This window comes from Arthrobacter sp. E1SS-5, from assembly GCF_057073715.1.
Genome location: NZ_CP172703.1, coordinates 3,657,252 through 3,673,350 on the forward strand (window position 1 = coordinate 3,657,252; position 16,099 = coordinate 3,673,350).

At 65.7% G+C, this 16,099-nt stretch carries 18 protein-coding genes; 6 read left to right on the forward strand and 12 right to left on the reverse strand.

All coding sequences use genetic code 11. From position 1 onward, the window contains the following. Positions 1 to 47: 47 nt before the first annotated feature. Positions 48 to 1,229 carry a zinc-dependent alcohol dehydrogenase gene (locus tag ACIGJD_RS17060; RefSeq protein ID WP_142132607.1) on the reverse strand — a complete coding sequence of 394 codons (1,182 nt, stop codon included), beginning with the start codon at positions 1,227 to 1,229 and terminating at the stop codon, positions 48 to 50. A gap of 191 nt (positions 1,230 to 1,420) precedes the next feature. On the opposite strand from ACIGJD_RS17060, the gene ACIGJD_RS17065 reads away from it, so the two are divergent. Continuing rightward, positions 1,421 to 1,669, forward strand: a complete 249-nt coding sequence (locus tag ACIGJD_RS17065; protein ID WP_483687203.1) for a hypothetical protein — start codon at positions 1,421 to 1,423, stop codon at positions 1,667 to 1,669. A gap of 19 nt (positions 1,670 to 1,688) precedes the next feature. On the opposite strand, the gene ACIGJD_RS17070 is transcribed toward ACIGJD_RS17065, so the two are convergent. The 3 genes from ACIGJD_RS17070 to ACIGJD_RS17080 all read right to left on the reverse strand — a co-directional run bounded on the left by ACIGJD_RS17070 (position 1,689) and on the right by ACIGJD_RS17080 (position 4,614). After that, positions 1,689 to 2,390: an HAD family hydrolase gene (locus ACIGJD_RS17070; RefSeq protein WP_483687204.1), complete on the reverse strand. Its 702-nt coding sequence runs from the start codon at positions 2,388 to 2,390 to the stop codon at positions 1,689 to 1,691. Between the two features lie 11 nt (positions 2,391 to 2,401). Beyond that, complete coding sequence (locus tag ACIGJD_RS17075) at positions 2,402 to 2,692, reverse strand: hypothetical protein (RefSeq protein ID WP_142132604.1); 291 nt, start codon at positions 2,690 to 2,692, stop codon at positions 2,402 to 2,404. Positions 2,693 to 2,805: 113 nt separating this feature from the next. Continuing rightward, positions 2,806 to 4,614, reverse strand: a complete 1,809-nt coding sequence (locus ACIGJD_RS17080; RefSeq protein WP_483687205.1) for a glycoside hydrolase family 15 protein — start codon at positions 4,612 to 4,614, stop codon at positions 2,806 to 2,808. 64 nt (positions 4,615 to 4,678) lie between these two features. Here ACIGJD_RS17080 and ACIGJD_RS17085 point away from each other — a divergent pair, with 64 nt between their 5' ends. Both ACIGJD_RS17085 and ACIGJD_RS17090 read left to right on the forward strand, forming a co-directional pair. Continuing rightward, positions 4,679 to 5,410, forward strand: coding sequence for a DUF72 domain-containing protein (locus ACIGJD_RS17085; RefSeq protein WP_483687206.1), 732 nt, complete (start codon positions 4,679 to 4,681; stop codon positions 5,408 to 5,410). Between the two features lie 32 nt (positions 5,411 to 5,442). Further along, positions 5,443 to 6,555: an App1 family protein gene (locus tag ACIGJD_RS17090; RefSeq protein WP_483687207.1), complete on the forward strand. Its 1,113-nt coding sequence runs from the start codon at positions 5,443 to 5,445 to the stop codon at positions 6,553 to 6,555. A 58-nt stretch (positions 6,556 to 6,613) separates the two neighbouring features. Here ACIGJD_RS17090 and ACIGJD_RS17095 read toward each other — a convergent pair whose 3' ends face one another. The 4 genes from ACIGJD_RS17095 to ACIGJD_RS17110 form a co-directional block, all read right to left on the reverse strand. Continuing rightward, positions 6,614 to 8,176: a glycoside hydrolase family 1 protein gene (locus ACIGJD_RS17095; protein ID WP_483687208.1), complete on the reverse strand. Its 1,563-nt coding sequence runs from the start codon at positions 8,174 to 8,176 to the stop codon at positions 6,614 to 6,616. Between the two features lie 95 nt (positions 8,177 to 8,271). Then, on the reverse strand, positions 8,272 to 8,649 hold the full coding sequence (locus ACIGJD_RS17100) for a hypothetical protein (RefSeq protein WP_142132599.1): 378 nt from the start codon (positions 8,647 to 8,649) through the stop codon (positions 8,272 to 8,274). Between the two features lie 72 nt (positions 8,650 to 8,721). Further along, a complete protein-coding gene (locus ACIGJD_RS17105) occupies positions 8,722 to 9,120 on the reverse strand; it encodes a J domain-containing protein (RefSeq protein ID WP_483687209.1) in 399 nt (132 codons plus the stop codon). Positions 9,121 to 9,186: 66 nt separating this feature from the next. Further along, positions 9,187 to 9,612 (reverse strand): Hsp20/alpha crystallin family protein, encoded by a 426-nt coding sequence (locus ACIGJD_RS17110; protein ID WP_286404604.1) that lies wholly within the window; start codon positions 9,610 to 9,612, stop codon positions 9,187 to 9,189. A gap of 141 nt (positions 9,613 to 9,753) precedes the next feature. Here ACIGJD_RS17110 and ACIGJD_RS17115 point away from each other — a divergent pair, with 141 nt between their 5' ends. Next, positions 9,754 to 10,071, forward strand: coding sequence for a MerR family transcriptional regulator (locus ACIGJD_RS17115; RefSeq protein WP_483687210.1), 318 nt, complete (start codon positions 9,754 to 9,756; stop codon positions 10,069 to 10,071). 34 nt (positions 10,072 to 10,105) lie between these two features. Here ACIGJD_RS17115 and ACIGJD_RS17120 read toward each other — a convergent pair whose 3' ends face one another. The 4 genes from ACIGJD_RS17120 to ACIGJD_RS17135 all read right to left on the reverse strand — a co-directional run bounded on the left by ACIGJD_RS17120 (position 10,106) and on the right by ACIGJD_RS17135 (position 14,599). Beyond that, entirely contained in the window at positions 10,106 to 10,891 is a 786-nt protein-coding gene (locus ACIGJD_RS17120) for a phosphatase PAP2 family protein (protein ID WP_483687211.1), read from the reverse strand. 179 nt (positions 10,892 to 11,070) lie between these two features. After that, positions 11,071 to 13,002, reverse strand: a complete 1,932-nt coding sequence (locus ACIGJD_RS17125; RefSeq protein ID WP_483687212.1) for a S8 family serine peptidase — start codon at positions 13,000 to 13,002, stop codon at positions 11,071 to 11,073. A gap of 92 nt (positions 13,003 to 13,094) precedes the next feature. Further along, positions 13,095 to 13,961, reverse strand: a complete 867-nt coding sequence (locus ACIGJD_RS17130; protein ID WP_483687213.1) for an NAD-dependent epimerase/dehydratase family protein — start codon at positions 13,959 to 13,961, stop codon at positions 13,095 to 13,097. 44 nt (positions 13,962 to 14,005) lie between these two features. After that, complete coding sequence (locus ACIGJD_RS17135; RefSeq protein ID WP_483687214.1) at positions 14,006 to 14,599, reverse strand: adenylate kinase; 594 nt, start codon at positions 14,597 to 14,599, stop codon at positions 14,006 to 14,008. Positions 14,600 to 14,852: 253 nt separating this feature from the next. Between ACIGJD_RS17135 and ACIGJD_RS17140 the strand changes: the two genes are divergently transcribed. Beyond that, positions 14,853 to 15,596 (forward strand): ANTAR domain-containing response regulator, encoded by a 744-nt coding sequence (locus tag ACIGJD_RS17140; RefSeq protein ID WP_483689529.1) that lies wholly within the window; start codon positions 14,853 to 14,855, stop codon positions 15,594 to 15,596. 69 nt (positions 15,597 to 15,665) lie between these two features. Beyond that, positions 15,666 to 16,091: a response regulator transcription factor gene (locus ACIGJD_RS17145; protein WP_483687215.1), complete on the forward strand. Its 426-nt coding sequence runs from the start codon at positions 15,666 to 15,668 to the stop codon at positions 16,089 to 16,091. Positions 16,092 to 16,099 lie beyond the last annotated feature (8 nt).

A 16,099-nucleotide genomic window follows, 5' to 3' on the forward strand; every position in this document is an offset into this window, starting at 1 on the left:
TACGGATTTCCGTAACGGCCCCTGCTTTTTATTGTTGTTGGTAAGGCTTAGGCGCCCGGGTTGAGGACCACCTTGATGCAGCCGTCTTCCTTCTTCTGGAACTTCTCGTACAGGGCGGGCGCACCATCCAGGCCCGAACGGTGGGTGACCAGGTCCATCACACCCAGCGGATCGGCGTCGTCCTCCACGAGGGGAAGGATGGCGTCCGTCCAGTTCCGCACGTTGCACTGGCCCATGCGCACCTGCAACTGCTTGTCGAACATGGTGAGCAGCGGCATGGGGCTGGCCGTGCCACCGTACACGCCGCTGAGGGACAGTGTGCCGCCGCGACGGACTGCGTCGACGGAGGCATGCAGCGCCGCCAGCCGGTCCACGCCGCCGGTCTCCATGGCCTTCTGCGCCAGCTTGTCCGGCAGGAGTCCCAGCGCCTGGTGGGCGAAGCCAGCCACCGGGGAGCCGTGGGCTTCCATTCCGACGGCGTCAACCACCGCATCCGGACCGCGGCCGCCGGTCATTTCCCGGAGTTCGTCGCCGATGGTCTTGCTCAGGTCCAGCGTTTCCACGCCATGCCGCGCAGCCATCTCCCGGCGCTCCGGGACAGGGTCGATGCCGATGACGCGGAACCCGCGATGGACGCCGATGCGGCCGGCGAACTGGCCCACCGGGCCCAGGCCGAACACGGCCAAGGTGCCGCCTGCCGGGACGTCCGCGTATTCCACGGCCTGCCAGGCCGTGGGCAGGATGTCGGAGAGGAACAGGTACCGGTCATCCGGCAGTTCGTTGCCCACCTTGACCGGCCCGTAGTCGGCGTGGGGTACCCGCAGGTACTCGGCCTGGCCGCCGGGAACGGAACCGTACAGCTCGGAGTAGCCAAAGAGGGCGGCGCCGGAGCCCTTCTCCTTGACCTGGGTGGTTTCGCACTGGGACTGCAGTCCCATCTTGCACATGTAACAGGAGCCGCAGGAGATGTTGAACGGAATCACCACGCGGTCGCCCTTGCGGAGATTGGTGACGCCGCTGCCCACTTCTTCCACGATGCCCATCGGCTCGTGGCCAATGACGTCGCCCTTGTGCATGTACGGGCCCAGGACCTCGTAGAGGTGCAGGTCAGATCCGCAGATTGCAGTGGAGGTGATCCGTACGATCGCATCCGTCGGTTCCTGGATGACGGGATCGGGTACTTCTTCTACGCTTACCGACCGTTTTCCTTGCCACGTCAGTGCTTTCACAGTATCCCTTTCGCTCTGCTTTGCCCGGGGTCTCCCGGGGCAGGGCACCCGCGGGCACCCTTTCTTCGACCGTATCGGTTTTGAGGGAAAAAAGTAAGCATGCTGACTAAGAGCTTGTGGCAGGCGCCTACTGCTTCTAGCGTAGGAAGGGTCCCGGAACACCAAAAAGAGCACCCCGAAAGAGGAACGCCATGTCGCTGTACCAGCCGGAACCGGTAGAGATCTCAACCCGCATGCGCCCGGGCGAATGGACGGAGGACAGCCTGGCGGAACTGGTCGATACATACCGGAGGCGCGTGGAGGAGATGGGCGCCCCCGCGGCCGAGGTGGCCACGGACATTGAGCGGAACGACGACGGCTCCGTGAAGGTGGTCGTGTCGTGGACAAAACCCGCCATTGCCGGCAACGAAGATTCAGTACCGGGCGGCCGGCCGCTGTGAACCGGGCAGCCGCTGGGGACTAAGGGTTCGACTGCAGCGCAAGCAGCCGGCCAATGGAGCTGGAGCCAAGATTTTCCAACAGATCCCGTGGCCCGTCATAAACCTCGACGGCGCCGGCCTCGCGCAGTTGCGCGGCCTGGATGCCCCCGCAGGTGACCCCAATGGCCGGGATACCCAGGGCTCCAGCCGCCTTCATGTCCCACACGGCATCGCCGACATAGACTGCATGCGCCGCGTCCACGCCGGCCGATTCGAGGGCGGCCTCGAGGATGTCCGGCGCCGGCTTGCTTTCCTTCGCATCATTGGCGCTGGTGGCCGCGTCAATGAAGGCGTCCGCGTCCAGGACGGACCGCATGACCTGCAGGTCCCGCTGCCGGGCCGAGGAGGCCAAAGCAACAGCCAGTCCCCCGGCGTGGCACTGGCCCAGGAGCTCCTTGGCCCCATCCAGGGGACGGAGTGAGGGCCAGTGCGAGGCGTAGAGCGCCCCATGGCTGGCCATGATGTCCTCATCCTCGTCACGGTCGCGGTCGGGTGGCAGCAGGTTGTCCACCAACCGGGCGCCGCCCATGCCGACAAGCTGGTGGATGGCCGCCATGGGCACGTCGTGCCCGTATTGGCGGAAGGCGCCCCACCAGGAAATGGTGTGGATGTAGGACGAATCAATCAGGGTGCCGTCAACGTCAAAGAGGACCCCCCGGCGGACGTCGCCAGGGGGTGTCATGGACCCGGTCATCAGCCCACCGCTGCCCGTCGCACGTCAGGCGCCTTTTTCCGCCTGGCCGCTTCCTCCTTGGGCGAACTGACGGGCCGCACGCGCTCACGAATGACGGACCCGGCACCATCCAGGCTCTTGTCCCGGATGAGGCCCGTGCCTGCGATTTCCCGGGCCATGGCGACGCCTGCCACCGCTGCCCTTTTGGTCGGGAAGGTGACCGAGATGGCCATCAGGTTCCCGCTTCCGTCCATCATCCTGATGCGGTAACCACCGTCAGGGGCATCAACGAGCTCAAAAAATCCGGCCATAGCTATCACTCCTCCATCAATCACGGCGCTGTGCTTGGGAGCACTCCATGAGGTGTTAGTAAGTATACTTATCTATCCTGCGAAGGAGAAGTTCAGCCCCTGTCCGCGCCGCCTCAGCGCGAATCCGTCCTTGCGGACGGAAGGGGGGTGTCACTGCGCCGAACCGTATCCTGATGAAGCTCCAGAGCGCTAGTCACAAGCGCAAAATGGCTGAATGCCTGGGGCGTGTTGCCCAGTTGGCGGCCTGACTTGACTCCCCATTCCTCACTCAGCAGCCCCACATCGTTGCGCAGTTCCAGCAGCCGTTCGAAGAGTTCACGCGATTCCTCATGGCGCCCGGCGCCCAGCAGCGCCTCCACCATCCAGAACGAGCAGGCCAGGAAGACACCTTCGTCGCCCGGCAGGCCGTCGTCGCTCTCTTCCGGCTTGTACCGCAGCACGAACCCGTCCTGGGTCAGCTCCCGTTGGATGGCCTCGATGGTGCCGATCACCTTGGGATCGTCGTTGGGCAGGAAGCCCACCCTGGGAATCAGCAGCAGGCTGGCATCCAGCTCCGGCCGGCCATAGGACTGGACAAACGTATTGCGTTTGGCATCAAAACCGTTGGCCATGATGTCCGCGCGGATCTGGTCCCGCAGCGCTTCCCAGCGCTCCACCGGACCCGGCAGGCCGGACTCGCGGACTCCTTTGACCATCCGGTCCGCCGCCACCCAGGCCATGACCTTGGAATGGGTGAAGTGCCGGCGGGGGCCCCGCATCTCCCAGAGCCCGTTGTCCGGCTGGTCCCAGATGGTTTCCAGGTGTTCCATCAGCGCGATCTGCACATCCCAGGCCTCGTCAGTGTGCTTCAGCAGCGAGTTACGGGTCAGCGCCAGGCAGTCCAGCACCTCGCCCCACACGTCCAGCTGGAACTGTTCGGCCGCCGCATTTCCAATCCGCACAGGGGCCGAGTTCTCGTAGCCCTTCAGCCAGGGCAGCTCCATCTCCGGCAGCCGCCGCTCACCGTGGATCCCGTACATGATCTGCAGGTCGGCGGGGTCACCGGCAACCGCCCGAAGCAGCCAGTCCCGCCAGGCAGAAGCCTCCGCGGTGTACCCGGCAGCCAGCAGGGCCTGCAGGGTCATGGCCGCATCCCGCAGCCAGCAGTAGCGGTAGTCCCAGTTGCGCTGGCCGCCAGGCTGCTCGGGAAGGGAGGTGGTGACGGCGGCCACGATGCCACCGGTGGGAGCGTAAGTCAGCGCCTTGAGCGTTATCAGTGAGCGCACCACCGCATCCTGGTACTTCCCCTCCACGGTGCATTGCGAGGACCACCCCCGCCAGAATTCGAAGGTGCTGTCCAGGACGTCCTCAGCGTCCACGGTGACCGGCCGGCCCACATGGCTGGGCGCCCAGGTCAGCACGAACGGTACCTTGTCGCCGGCGTTTACGGTGAAGTCGCTGACGGTATGCATGTTTTCACCATGCAGGGGTGCGGGGGTCACCAGGTAGACGGCGTCCGGTCCCGCGATGGCATGCAGCCCGCGCTTGTCCTTGCGGACCCAGGGAATGATGTGCCCGTAGTCAAACCGCATGATGAGTTCGCCGTGCATCCTGACGCTGCCGCTGACGCCTTCCACGATCCTGACGATGTCGGCCACGGAATCGCGGGGCGGCATGAAGTCGGTGACGCGGACGGTTCCTTCCGGCGTGTCCCACTCCGTGTCCAGGACCAGGCTGCCGTCCCGGTAGCTGCGCCGTGTGCAGGAACCCCCGCCAGCGGGTGCCAGGAGCCAGCGGCCGGCATCCGGTGTGTCCAGCAGGGCATTGAAGCACGCGGGGGAATCGAACCGTGGCAGGCAAAGCCAGTCGATCGAGCCTTCCTTGCTGACCAGGGCTCCGGTGTGAAGGTCGCCAACCACCGCATAATCCTCAATTCGCACCATGACATTACCCTGCCATACAGAGCCCCCAACGGAAGGGGAAATGTCCGGGTGTAGCCTGAGGCAAATGGCAATCCACATTGGCACCTCCGGCTGGAGTTACGACCACTGGGAGAACGTGCTGTACCCGCCCGGGCTGCCCGTTCGGGACCGGCTCCAGTGCTACGTCTCCAGCTTCAGCACGGTTGAACTGAATGCCAGCTTTTACCGGTGGCCGCGGGACACCACTTTCGCGGGCTGGAACAGGCGCCTGCCGCCGGGTTTCAGCATGTCCGTCAAGGCTCCCCGCGGGCTCACCCACGCCCGTAAGCTGTACTCGCCTGAAGTCTGGGTGGAGCGCATCGCCAGGTGCTGGCATGAACTTGGGGACAAACGTGCCGTACTCCTGGTCCAGCTCCCGCCCCAGCTGGAGCGGGACGATGCAAGGCTGGACTATTTCCTGGGTGTGCTGCCGTCCTGGATCAGGGTTGCCGTTGAATTCCGGCACCCCACCTGGGACTGCCCGGAGGTATTTGAGCTGCTTGAGCGCCACCAGGCGGCGTACTGCATCATGAGCGGCGCCAACCTGCCCTGCATTCTGCGCACCACCGCGCCGTTCACCTACGTCCGGCTCCACGGCCCGGACCAGGAGCACCTGTATGGCGGCTCCTACTCGGACGCGGACATGCAGTGGTGGGCGGACCGGATCCGGGAGTGGGACAGCGCGGGCATCGACGTTTACGCGTACTTCAACAACGACGGCGGCGGGAACGCAGTGCGGAACGCCCAGACCCTGCGCGGGATCCTGGGCAACGGCTGATGGCTGTTGCCGCGCTGTGGCAGAGTGGTGCCATGGACACGGCTCCGCAGAACCCCGCCCATGACACGGCACACCCGCCCACGGACAATACCAAGGGCCGCGTTGCGCTTTCCGGAAGCCAATTCTTCCGGCTGGCCCACCGACTGTCCGACGCTGTCAATGACGTCAGGATCCAGCTCGCCAAACGGTGGAAGTTCGTGCCGCAGACCATCGCTTACCAGGGTTACGGTTCAACCACCCGGGTGCGCGTACTGGGTCGGGTGCTCCTGACGCAGAAGCCGTTGCCGGGCAGCAAGGCGGAGCACGAAGCGAAAAACGGCAACCAGAACATCCGTGGCTGGCGCGCCTTCACCGGGGTGCCGCTGCAGTACAGCGACGTCGAAATCACCATCGGGGACGTGGTCACCCACGTCACGGCTGACCGGGGCGGGCTGATCGACACCGAGGTGGATGTGCAGCTCTCCCCCGGCTGGCACACCGCGCTGCTGCGCGCGGAGGGAACCGAGCCGGCAGAGGCACTGATCCAGGTGATCGCTCCCGACGTGGAATTCGGCATCGTCTCCGACATCGACGACACCGTCATGGTCACCGCCCTGCCCAGGCCCTTCCTGGCGCTGTGGAATACGTTCGTACTCAGTGAACGCGCCCGCATGGCCACCCCGGGCATGGCCGTCCTGCTGGACCGGCTGACCATCGAGCACCCCGAAGCGCCGGTCATCTACCTGTCCACCGGGCCCTGGAACGCCGCCCCTACGCTGGCACGGTTCCTGACCCGCAACATGTACTCCAAGGGCGCACTGCTGCTGACGGACTGGGGGCTCACCCAGGACCGCTGGTTCCGCAGCGGCCAGGACCACAAGCACCGGAACCTGGAGCGGCTGGCGCAGGAGTTTCCGGACATGCGGTGGCTCCTGATCGGCGACAACGGCCAGCACGACGAGGCCATCTACTCCGCCTTCGCGGCTGAGAACCCGGACAGGGTCGCGGCCATCGCCATCCGGCAGCTGTCTGTCAGCGAATCCGTATTCGCCGGCGGACATTCGGAAGACGGGGACCACACCACGTCAAGGGTGCCGTGGATCTATTCCCCCGACGGCGCCGGCATCGCAAGGCAGCTCGCCATGCTGGACCTGCTCCGGGGCTGATCCGGCATAGCCCCGATGGGGCACTGTGCCGCCACGGCCGGCGCCTGCATCTCAGGTCCTAGGCACTGGCACCCAATGCCGCGCCGTCGTCGGGCGCTTCTGTGCCCTCCACACCTTCTTCGACCAGAACATCCGGCACCACTGCCTGGGCGATGGCCAGCTCCGCCGCCGCGGCAAGGTCGCGTTCCTCGATGAGCTCCTGGAACCAGAAGTAGGACGCCTTGGGCGTGCGCTCCAGCGTTTCAAAGTCCACGTGCAGGAGGCCGAACGGCTGCTTATAGCCGGCGGACCACTCAAAGTTGTCCAGGAAGGACCATGCGTAGTAGCCGCGCAGGTCCATGGACTCTGCGACACCGCCGGGCGCCGTGGCCCGCAGCGCGGTTTCCAGGTGGTCGGAAAGGTACTTGAGCCGGCGCTCGTCCGGGATGAAGCGGGTGTTGGTGGACTTGTCCCGGACGATGATGTCCTCGAAGCTCGCGCCGCCCTCTGTGATGATCACCGGCGGCAGGTTGGGGTACCGCTCCGCCATCTCCTTCAGCGCCACCGCCATGTACTCCGGCTTGACCGGCCAGCCATAGGCGGTGATGTCCGCTTCCGGCCAGGTCTCGACGTGGAACGGCGTTGCCCCGCTGCCCGTTGCGCTGAGGTCGCTGCCCATGGCCTCCGCCATGCTTGACGGCACGGTACCGCCGCCGGGGCCCGCCGCCACCTTGGTGGGCATGTAGTAGTTCAGCCCGTAGAAGTCCAGGGGCTGGGAAATGATCTCCATGTCCTCTTCGGGATGCTCGAACGAGCTGAAGAACTTCGCGGCACGGATGAGATCCGGGTACTTACCCGTGAGGACCGGGTCGGCGTAGAGCCGGTTCTGGCCCAGGTCCATGATTCCGGCGCTGATTTTGTCCAGCGGGTTGATCGAGTTCGGCACCATGGGTGAGTACACGTTGGTCATCCCGATCTCGCCCGGTACCTTCGCGGCGCGCAGGGCCTGGACAGCCAGCCCATGGCCCAGCAGCTGGTGGTGGACCGTGGGGAAGGCACCCAGGGCCAGCTCTTTGCCCGGCGAGTGCAGCCCGAACGCGTAGCCGTTGGCGCTCACCGTTGCAGGTTCATTGATGGTGACCCAGCGGGCCACCCTGTCCCCGAATGCTTCGGCCACGATGGCAGCGTACTCTCCCAGGCGGTAGGCCGTGTCCCGGTTCATCCACCCGCCGGCATCCTCCAGTTCCAGGGGCGTGTCCCAGTGGTAGATGGTGGCCATGGGCGAGATTCCGCTGGCCAGGAGCTCGTCCAGGAGCCGGTCGTAGAAGGCCAGTCCGGCGCGGTTGGCGGGGCCGGTGCCGCCGGGCTGGATGCGCGGCCAGGAGAAGGAAAACCGGTAGGAGTCCACGCCCAGCTGCTTCAGGAGCGCCACGTCCTGGGGCATCCGGTGGTAGTGGTCGGTAGCCACCACCGGGCTGTGGTTCTCAACGATCGCACCAGGCTTGGCTGCGAACCCGTCCCAGGCCGCCGGACCGCGTCCATCCTCATCCAGCGCGCCTTCGATCTGGAATGCTGCGGTTGCGACGCCAAGGGTGAACCCCGGAGGGATAAGTGCTGCAAGGTCCTTGGCGGTGATGTGCATTGGTCCAGCCTTTTGGTCGCGGTGGTCAGGGTACGTCCCAGAATCTCATAGGGAAGGGCGGCTGACGAGCAGCAACCCTCCACGCAGCACCACGGCTACTGCGAACCGAAAAGGAACTCCTTGGCGTGCGCCACTGCCTTGCGGAAGGCGTCATTGCGCAGGGTCACCAGGTGCTCCGAGTCGCCGTCGGATGGTTCCAGGTAGCCGGTGTAGCCAGGCCTTAGGACCCAAATATCCCCTCCTGGCGGCAGGTAGAACACGCCGAACGAACGCTGCTGCCGCTCGTCGGCGGTCCAGACCGGAACTACCGCCAGGGCGGCACCGGTGGCCGGGTTGATCCACTGCGCCCGGGGCAGCGGCTGTTCATGCGCCTCCGGGTCCAGGAAGGGCGCGGTGCCGGCGCCCCACCGTTGCTCAAAACGTTCGTGGAACGCGGGGATCAGGTGTGAATCGTAGCGCCGCCACTCGCTCATGCAGTGTTCCGCCTCCTCGGAAAGGATATGTATACAGGTGGCCCTGGTTGGGTGGGCCTGTCCGGGCCAGGTTCAAGCCCAGGGTCCGCTTTCCCACCGCACCGGAGTGATGCGGATGGCAGGCCCGGACGGTGCCCCGGTGCTATGGACCTTGCGGACGGGGATGATGACGGGCTCCGCTGCCGCCAGCTTCCGGTCGTACTCGGCTCGCCGTTCCGGGTCCCGCAGCACGTTGAACGCCTGCATGATCCGGAGTAGTTGGTCCCCCGGTTTGTCCGCCGTCGATTGCGCGGCCCCATGGGCAGGGCCGCCGCCGGCCCCATCCCCAAGGCCAGCATCCACGTCCGGGTGACCGCCATCCATGTCCGGGTGGTGGCTGCGCATCAGGGCGCGGTAAGCGTGCGAAATGTCCTGCCGGGTGGCATCCCGGTCCACCCCCAGGACGGTGTAGTAATCGGGGTTGTCAATCATCCCAGCCTCCTGTTCCGCCTGTGCCCCTGCTGTGGGGACAGGGGCACAGGGTGGGAAAGCATGGATCTAGGTGCCGATCTGGTGCATGTCGCCCTGCTGGGTCTGGATCTCGATCTTGCGGGGCTTGGCTTGCTCCGCCATGGGAATCCGCAGGGTCAGGACGCCCTGGTCGTAACTGGCCTTGATCTTCTCCGTGTCCAGGGTGTCGCCCAGGATCAGTTGGCGGCTGAACACACCGCGCGGACGCTCCGAGGCCACCAGCTCAACGTTGGGCTGCGTGGGGTCCTGGCGCTCCGCCCGGACGGTCAAAACATTCCGTTCAACGTTCAGGTCCAGGGAGTCCAGCTTCACGCCGGGAAGATCGAACGCCACCACGAACTCGCCATCCTCCTGCCAGGCGTCCATGGGCATGGCGGCCGGGCGGGCGGTGGTTCCAAAGACCTGCTGCGTGAGCCGGTCCAGCTCGCGGAACGGGTCAGTACGCATCAACATCATTTCCCACTCCTTTAGCTTCCAGGTGTTGGATCTGTGGCTATCCACCATCACTTAATCTATGGTGGTGGGTATAGATTTTTTATAGCACCGGCGGGAAACTGAAGCAAGACACCGGACGGGCCGATTTTGGGAGGGAACATGGCAGGACCTGATGCAGGACGCGTCCCCCGCTCCCCCGGCTCAAGGGCCTTGTATGCCATCTCGGTGGCGGCTGAGCTGACGGGAACGGGACAGCAGAACATCAGGCTTTATGAAACGAAGGGGCTGCTGACACCGTCGCGGACTGCCGGGGGAACCCGGCAGTACAGCGACGACGATATCGCGGTGCTGCTGCGGATTGGCGAGCTCCTCGAAGAAGGGCTGAACCTGGCAGGCGTTGCCAAGGTCCTGCAGCTGGAGGCAGCGAACGTTAAACTCCACCGTGCCCTGAAGCGGGCACGGTCCAGGCCGCAGTAACAAGGCCCTGGCGTGGAAGTTCCACCCGCGCTGATTACTCGGGCTTTGACAGTTCTCCCGTGACGGGTTCCCCGGGGATCCGGGCCGTCCGCCAGGTGTCCAGGGCGATGACGCCGCCCAGGATGAGCAGCGACAGTGAGAACGACGCAAGCGTGTCCGTGGGCCAGTGGTATCCAAGGTACAGGCGGCTTGCGATGGCCAGGACGATCCCGATCCCGGCGCCGACGAATCCGAAGACCGCCGCGCGCGGGTTCCGGCGGCGGGAGAAAATCAGGTAGGCACCCACCAGCAGGAAGTCGCAGGCTCCCAGCACGTGCCCGGACGGGAACGAAAAGGTCTGGTCCGCACCGAAGAGCATCTGGTCCACGGGCGGCCGCGAGCGCTGGACGATATGCAGGATGATCTGGGAGATGATCACCCCGCTCAGCATGGCCGCGGCCAGCAGGATGGGCCGCCATGCGTGTTTGGCGGCGAATCCCCAAATGAGGATCACCACCAGGATGATGATGGGCAGCGCGACGGGGCCGAAGAACACTGCCAGGAAGATCATGATGGCTGTCACTGCCGCTGAACGTGTTGTGAGCAGCCAGTCGTGCACCGGGTGGTCGGCGAAGGAAAGTCCGTCGGCCTGGACAACGCTGACCAGTGTGGCGATGAAGAGGGCCAGCCCCACCACGGCCAGGATCACCGACGTCCGGTAGAGGCGGCGTCGGTCGGCAGGGTCGATATACCGCTCCTCCACCACGAACTTCTCATGGAAGGTACGCCACCTGCCGTTGCCGTTTTCTTTGACTGCGGAACCTGCTGAATTCTGTGCCAATGTGCTGCCCGTCCCTGCGCCCTGTTTTAGCCATGCCGAATAACGGCCATGGTAAATGCCTAGGCTGAAGATTATCCCGGCGACGGGCCATTCACTTCATCCTGCGGCCGCACGCCGCGGCGCCCGCCCTGGAATATAGGCTCCAGGGCGGGCGCCGCGGCGGTCCGGCAGGTTGGCGGCTAGAACGAGCCGGTGGTGAACTGCCAGCTGCGGGAAACGAGCGGGTTCCCCGCCAGGTCCTGGATGCCGGTGGCGCCGCCGGTCAGCGTCACGGTGTACCGGGTCTTGGCGGCCAGCCCTGCCTGGGGGTCGAGGACCCACTGGTTGGTGGTGCCGTTGCGGTAGACCGTAGCCGCCACCACCGCCCCGGTGGAAGCGTTTTTCAGGGTGAACGTGGCCGTACCAACGCCCTGGACCGCCTCGCTGAAGGTGGCACTGACGTTGCTGCTCCTGCGGACCAGGGTGGCATTGCTGCCCGGGCTGTAGCTGGTGACCGTGGGCGCGGGGCCGGTGGTGAACGTCCAGCTGACCGTGGACAGCGGCGTGCCCGCAGCATCCCGGATGGCCGAGGTTCCGCCTGCCAGGGTTGCGGTGTAGGTGGTGTCTGCGGCCAGGTTTGCGGCCGGGTCAAGGGTGGCGGTCCTGGTGGTGTCGTTGTAGCTGACAGCCGCGGTGATGCTGCTGCCGGCCGCATTCCGCAGCACGAAGGTCCCAGCGGATACGCCCTGCACCGAGGTGCTGAAGGTGGCCGTCACGTTGGTGCCCACTGCCACCGCCGTGGCCTTCCCGGCGGGCGACACGGACGCGACAGTTGGGGCGGGAGCAGGAGCCGGCGCAGGAGCAGCTGCGTCCGCACCGGTGAACAGCAGGCGGTTCGGGGTCCCGGTGGTGGCCCCGACGATCACTTCGGGCGTGGCGTTGGAGACCAGCGCAGCGGCAACGTCGGCCGGCGCCAGGGCAGGGTTCTGCGACAGCAGGACGGCCGCGGCGCCGGCGGTGTGCGGCGAGGCCATGGAGGTTCCGGACATGGATGCCGTGGCAGTGGTGGAGGTGTAGTAGTCGGAGGTGATGCTGACGCCGGGAGCGTACAGGTCCACGCAGGATCCGAAGTTGGAGAACGATGCCTGCTTGTCGGCGGAGTCGCTGGCGGCCACCGTGACGGCGGCGGGAACGCGGGCCGGAGAGGTGGTGCAGGCATCCGCTGCAGAGTTTCCGGCGGCAACCACGGTGGTGACGCCGTCGTCAATGACTGCCTGGATGGCGTTGTCCACGGTGCTGCTGGCGGCTCCGCCCAGGCTGAGGTTGGCTACGGCGGGGGTGCCGGCTGCGTGGTTCGCGGCGATCCAGTCCAGGCCCGCCACTACGTCGGAGTTGTAGCCGGATCCGCTGCAGTCCAGCACCCTGACCGGCACCAGGGTGGCGCTCTTGGCCACGCCGTACGTGGAGCCGGCAACAGTTCCGGCCACGTGGGTGCCGTGTCCGTTGCAGTCGGTGGTGCCGTTGCCGTCCGCCACGGCGGTCCAGCCGGCGGCCACCCTGCCGCCGAAATCGGTGTGTGACGCCAGAATGCCGGTGTCCACCACGTAGGCGGTCACGCCGGCACCGGCCGCGGTCCACGAGTAGGAACCAGAGAGCGGCAGCGCCCGCTGGTCGGCGCGGTCCAGGCCCCAGGGCGCGGGCTGCTCCGTCCCGGAGACCTTAACAGGGGCATCGGGCTCCACGGACAGCACCCTCCCGGACTTGGCAAGGGCGGCCGCATGGGCCGGGTTGGCGGTGACGACGGCGCCGCGGATGGCGTGTTCAAAAGTACGGCCGACGGCGAGTCCCTGGCCGTGCAGTCCGGACACCTCCGCGGCGACATCGGTTCCTGGCGCGTACTGGACGATGTAGCGGCCGGTTGCGTTGCCGGTTCCGCCGGAACCGGCCGGGGAGGCAGGGGCGGCGACGGCGGGAAGGGAGGCGGTGGAAAGGGTGACGGCGGAGAGCAGCGCCGTGAGGGCAGGCAGCAGGAAGGATCTGGTACGAATTTTGGGGTCCTCGTGGTGGCTGGGCGCCCGGTTTGCGGCGGGGAAATCCTCCCGCGGGAGCCGGACAAACGGTGGCTGTACCAAAAGGATAGGAGCCGGAAGCGCGTGGCTTCCGGCTCCTTGGATGATCCTGTGCCAACCCTTGGGGATTCCTGCGGGCCGGCTTTCTCGTGGCTTTAGCCGGCGCTGGTGGCTGCCGGCACGTGGTTCCGCCAGCTGTGCTCGGGTTCGAAACCAAGCAGGCGTCGCGCCTTGTCGATGGACAGCATCGTTTCGTGCTCGCCCAGGTCCTTGGTGACCTTGACGTCCGGGAATACTTCGGCAGCCAGGCTGGCACTTGACCGGCTCATGACGGTATCGGCATTGGCAATGATGAAGGCTTCGAATCCCGGTTTGGCATTCTCCAGGGCCCGGGCCACGGCCTGGGCACCGTCCCTGCCGTCGATGTAGCCCCAGAGGTTCCACTTCCGCAGGGTTGCGTCCTCGTCGAAGGAGGGGAACCGCGCATAGTCGGCTTCGTCCATGACGTTGGAGAACCGCAGGCCCGTGATGCTCAGTTCAGGGTCCCACCGCGTCATCTCCACGGCCATCTGCTCTTCCAGCCGCTTCACCAGGGAGTAGGTGCTTTCCGGCCGCGGCGGGTATTCCTCGTCCACCGGGATGTAGGGCGGGTCGATGTCGAACGGCAGCCCCAGCACTGTCTCGCTGGAGGCGTACACCACCTTCTTGATGCCCGCGCGGCGGGCCGCCTGGAAGACGTTGTAGGTGGAGAGCATGTTGTTTTCAAACGTGGCTGCGTCCGGAAGGATGCCGGGGGCAGGAATGGCACCCAGGTGCACTACGGCGTCGAACCCGTCATGCCGGTCATCAACGCCCAGCAGCGCGTCCACCACCTGGCCATAGTTGCGCAGGTCCACCATCAGCAGGTCCGGGCTGCGGTCACCTGCGCGGTCCAGGGTGAGGACCTGGTGGCCGTCGTTGGTGAGCCTGCGCACCACGTGCCGCCCCAGTTTTCCGTTTCCGCCTGTAACGGCAATTCTCATCAGTGTTTCCTTCTGTTCGAGTGCTTCTCCGTGTGGTGTTTCGGTCAGGACGGGGGACGCGGGGCTGCCAGGAACTGTTCGACGGCGGCGATCGCCAGGCCGGTAATCGCGCCCGGTTCGCCGCTGCCGTTGACGGACACCAGGATGCCCCGGCCCGCGTACACCGAGACTACTTCATGCGTCTCCCGGCGGTAGAGGTCCAGCCGGCGCCGGAAGACGTCGATGGTGTCATCCGTTCGTCCCTGTTCCAGCGCACGGCGGTGCATCCGCTCCTCCAGTTCCGCGTCCGGCGCCTGCAGTTCGATGACTGCGTCCAGCGCATGTCCCTGCGCCGCCAGCATGCTGTCGAGTTCGGTTGCCTGCGGCGCCGTCCGTGGATACCCGTCCAGCAGGAAGCCGTGCCGGACATCGTGTTCAAGGAGGCGGTCCTTCACCAGCGCGTTGGTGAGATGGTCCGGCACGAAGTGGCCGCCGTCCAGGTAGTCCGCGGCCTGGTTCCCCAGCTCGGTCCGCCGGCTGACGTTGCTCCGGAAGATGTCGCCGGTGGAAACGGCGGGCACTCCGAAGTGCCGGGCCACGTGTTCTGCCTGCGTCCCTTTGCCGGAGCCTGGCGGGCCGATGATGAGGAGCCTGGTCATGTTCCTGCCCTTCCCCGGGGCGCTACCCGCTTCATTGTGACCGGTACCCTTTTCCAGCGCCGGCAAACGGCGTCACCGCCCCAAGTGGTTGTGGGCTTCGTGCCGCCCCGAATGTATATACTCTGGTTATCGGTTTAGCAGCAGGCCGTTGGAAAGTTCGTCGATCCAGCGACCATCACCGGCTCCCCGCCCAGTTGCGGGGCGTTTGTGTGTTGCAGGCTCGTTTTGACCTGAACGAATGGCACCAGGAACCGTGGCCAGCGAGTCAACAGCAAAAACCGATACATCCATTACCGAACACCTGCATGAACTGGTCCTCAACAGCTCCGACGTTGAGGACTTCCTTACGGAGCTGGCGCAGGTGTCCGCCCGCAACCTCTCCGAGCCCGGCGATGAAATGCTGTGTGCCATCACCCTGCTCCGGCAGCGGAAAACAGCCACAATCGCCAGCAGCAGCCAGGAAGCCAAGTCCCTCGGCCGGCTTGAGCACAGGTTTGCAGAAACGCCCAGCCTCACCGCAATCACCGCCCAGGAGACTGTGCACGCGCCGAACCTTGCCGGGGATCACCGCTGGCCGGAATACTCCTCTGCCGTCGTTGCCCAGGGCGTCCAATCGGTCGCGGCGCTTCCTTTCCGGCTTGAAGGGGAAACCAAGGCTGCGCTGCTGCTGTACTCCCGTCGGGCCAACCGCTTTGAAGGCCGGGTGCTGGCGTTCGCCGAGGATTTCGTCAGCCAGACCTCGCTGGCGCTCCGCCTCGCAGTCCGCTTTGCGCATTACAGCGAAACGGCGGCGAACCTCCGCGCCACGCTGGAATCCCGCACGGTCATCGATATGGCGGTGGGAATCATCATGGCCCAGAACCGGTGCAGCCAGCAGGACGCGTTCGGCATCCTGAAGACGGCATCGAGTACCCGAAACACCAAGCTGCACGATGTGGCCGCTGCCGTTGTGAATGCCCTGGGCCAGGGGCCTGCGCGTACACATTACGACGGCTAGGACGGCGGTCTGCGGCAAGGTGTTCCGCCACCAGTAGACTGGTGCCAACTTTTCGCCGGGGGGCCTTGAATGGAACAGCAGCATGTTTGCCTTGTCATGGAGGATGACGACGATATCCGGGGACTGATCACAGTGGTCCTGTCCCGTGCGGGCTTCGAAGTGACAGCCGTGGGCACGGGGGCAGAGGGCATTGCCGCCGCTGCTGATCCCGCCATCGCCCTGGTCACCCTGGACCTTGGCCTGCCGGATATGGACGGGCACGTGGTGGCCCGCGCCATCCGTGCCCTCACCACCGCACCCCTGTTGTTCCTGACGGCACGTTCCGAGAACGACGACGTGCTGGCCGGCATGGCGTCAGGGGCTGCCGGCTATCTCACCAAGCCGTTCCGTCCAGGGGAACTGAAAGAGCTGGCACGGCAACTTGTGGCATCAACACCGCCGTTAGAACAGCCTGCGTCACGGAAACAGACAACGGCAGGCGAACCCCACGCCTAGGCACAACG

Excerpts from the sequence above, each read along its gene's own strand:
- ACIGJD_RS17130 (WP_483687213.1), bottom strand. The coding sequence starts at position 13,961 with ATGAGAATTGCCGTTACAGGCGGAAACGGAAAACTGGGGCGGCACGTG.
- ACIGJD_RS17115 (WP_483687210.1), top strand. The coding sequence starts at position 9,754 with ATGGCAGGACCTGATGCAGGACGCGTCCCCCGCTCCCCCGGCTCAAGG.
- ACIGJD_RS17095 (WP_483687208.1), bottom strand. The coding sequence starts at position 8,176 with ATGCACATCACCGCCAAGGACCTTGCAGCACTTATCCCTCCGGGGTTC.
- ACIGJD_RS17105 (WP_483687209.1), bottom strand. The coding sequence starts at position 9,120 with ATGATTGACAACCCCGATTACTACACCGTCCTGGGGGTGGACCGGGAT.
- ACIGJD_RS17085 (WP_483687206.1), top strand. The coding sequence starts at position 4,679 with ATGGCAATCCACATTGGCACCTCCGGCTGGAGTTACGACCACTGGGAG.
- ACIGJD_RS17135 (WP_483687214.1), bottom strand. The coding sequence starts at position 14,599 with ATGACCAGGCTCCTCATCATCGGCCCGCCAGGCTCCGGCAAAGGGACG.
- ACIGJD_RS17100 (WP_142132599.1), bottom strand. The coding sequence starts at position 8,649 with ATGAGCGAGTGGCGGCGCTACGATTCACACCTGATCCCCGCGTTCCAC.
- ACIGJD_RS17065 (WP_483687203.1), top strand. The coding sequence starts at position 1,421 with ATGTCGCTGTACCAGCCGGAACCGGTAGAGATCTCAACCCGCATGCGC.
- ACIGJD_RS17070 (WP_483687204.1), bottom strand. The coding sequence starts at position 2,390 with ATGACACCCCCTGGCGACGTCCGCCGGGGGGTCCTCTTTGACGTTGAC.
- ACIGJD_RS17110 (WP_286404604.1), bottom strand. The coding sequence starts at position 9,612 with ATGTTGATGCGTACTGACCCGTTCCGCGAGCTGGACCGGCTCACGCAG.
- ACIGJD_RS17145 (WP_483687215.1), top strand. The coding sequence starts at position 15,666 with ATGGAACAGCAGCATGTTTGCCTTGTCATGGAGGATGACGACGATATC.
- ACIGJD_RS17075 (WP_142132604.1), bottom strand. The coding sequence starts at position 2,692 with ATGGCCGGATTTTTTGAGCTCGTTGATGCCCCTGACGGTGGTTACCGC.
- ACIGJD_RS17090 (WP_483687207.1), top strand. The coding sequence starts at position 5,443 with ATGGACACGGCTCCGCAGAACCCCGCCCATGACACGGCACACCCGCCC.
- ACIGJD_RS17080 (WP_483687205.1), bottom strand. The coding sequence starts at position 4,614 with ATGGTGCGAATTGAGGATTATGCGGTGGTTGGCGACCTTCACACCGGA.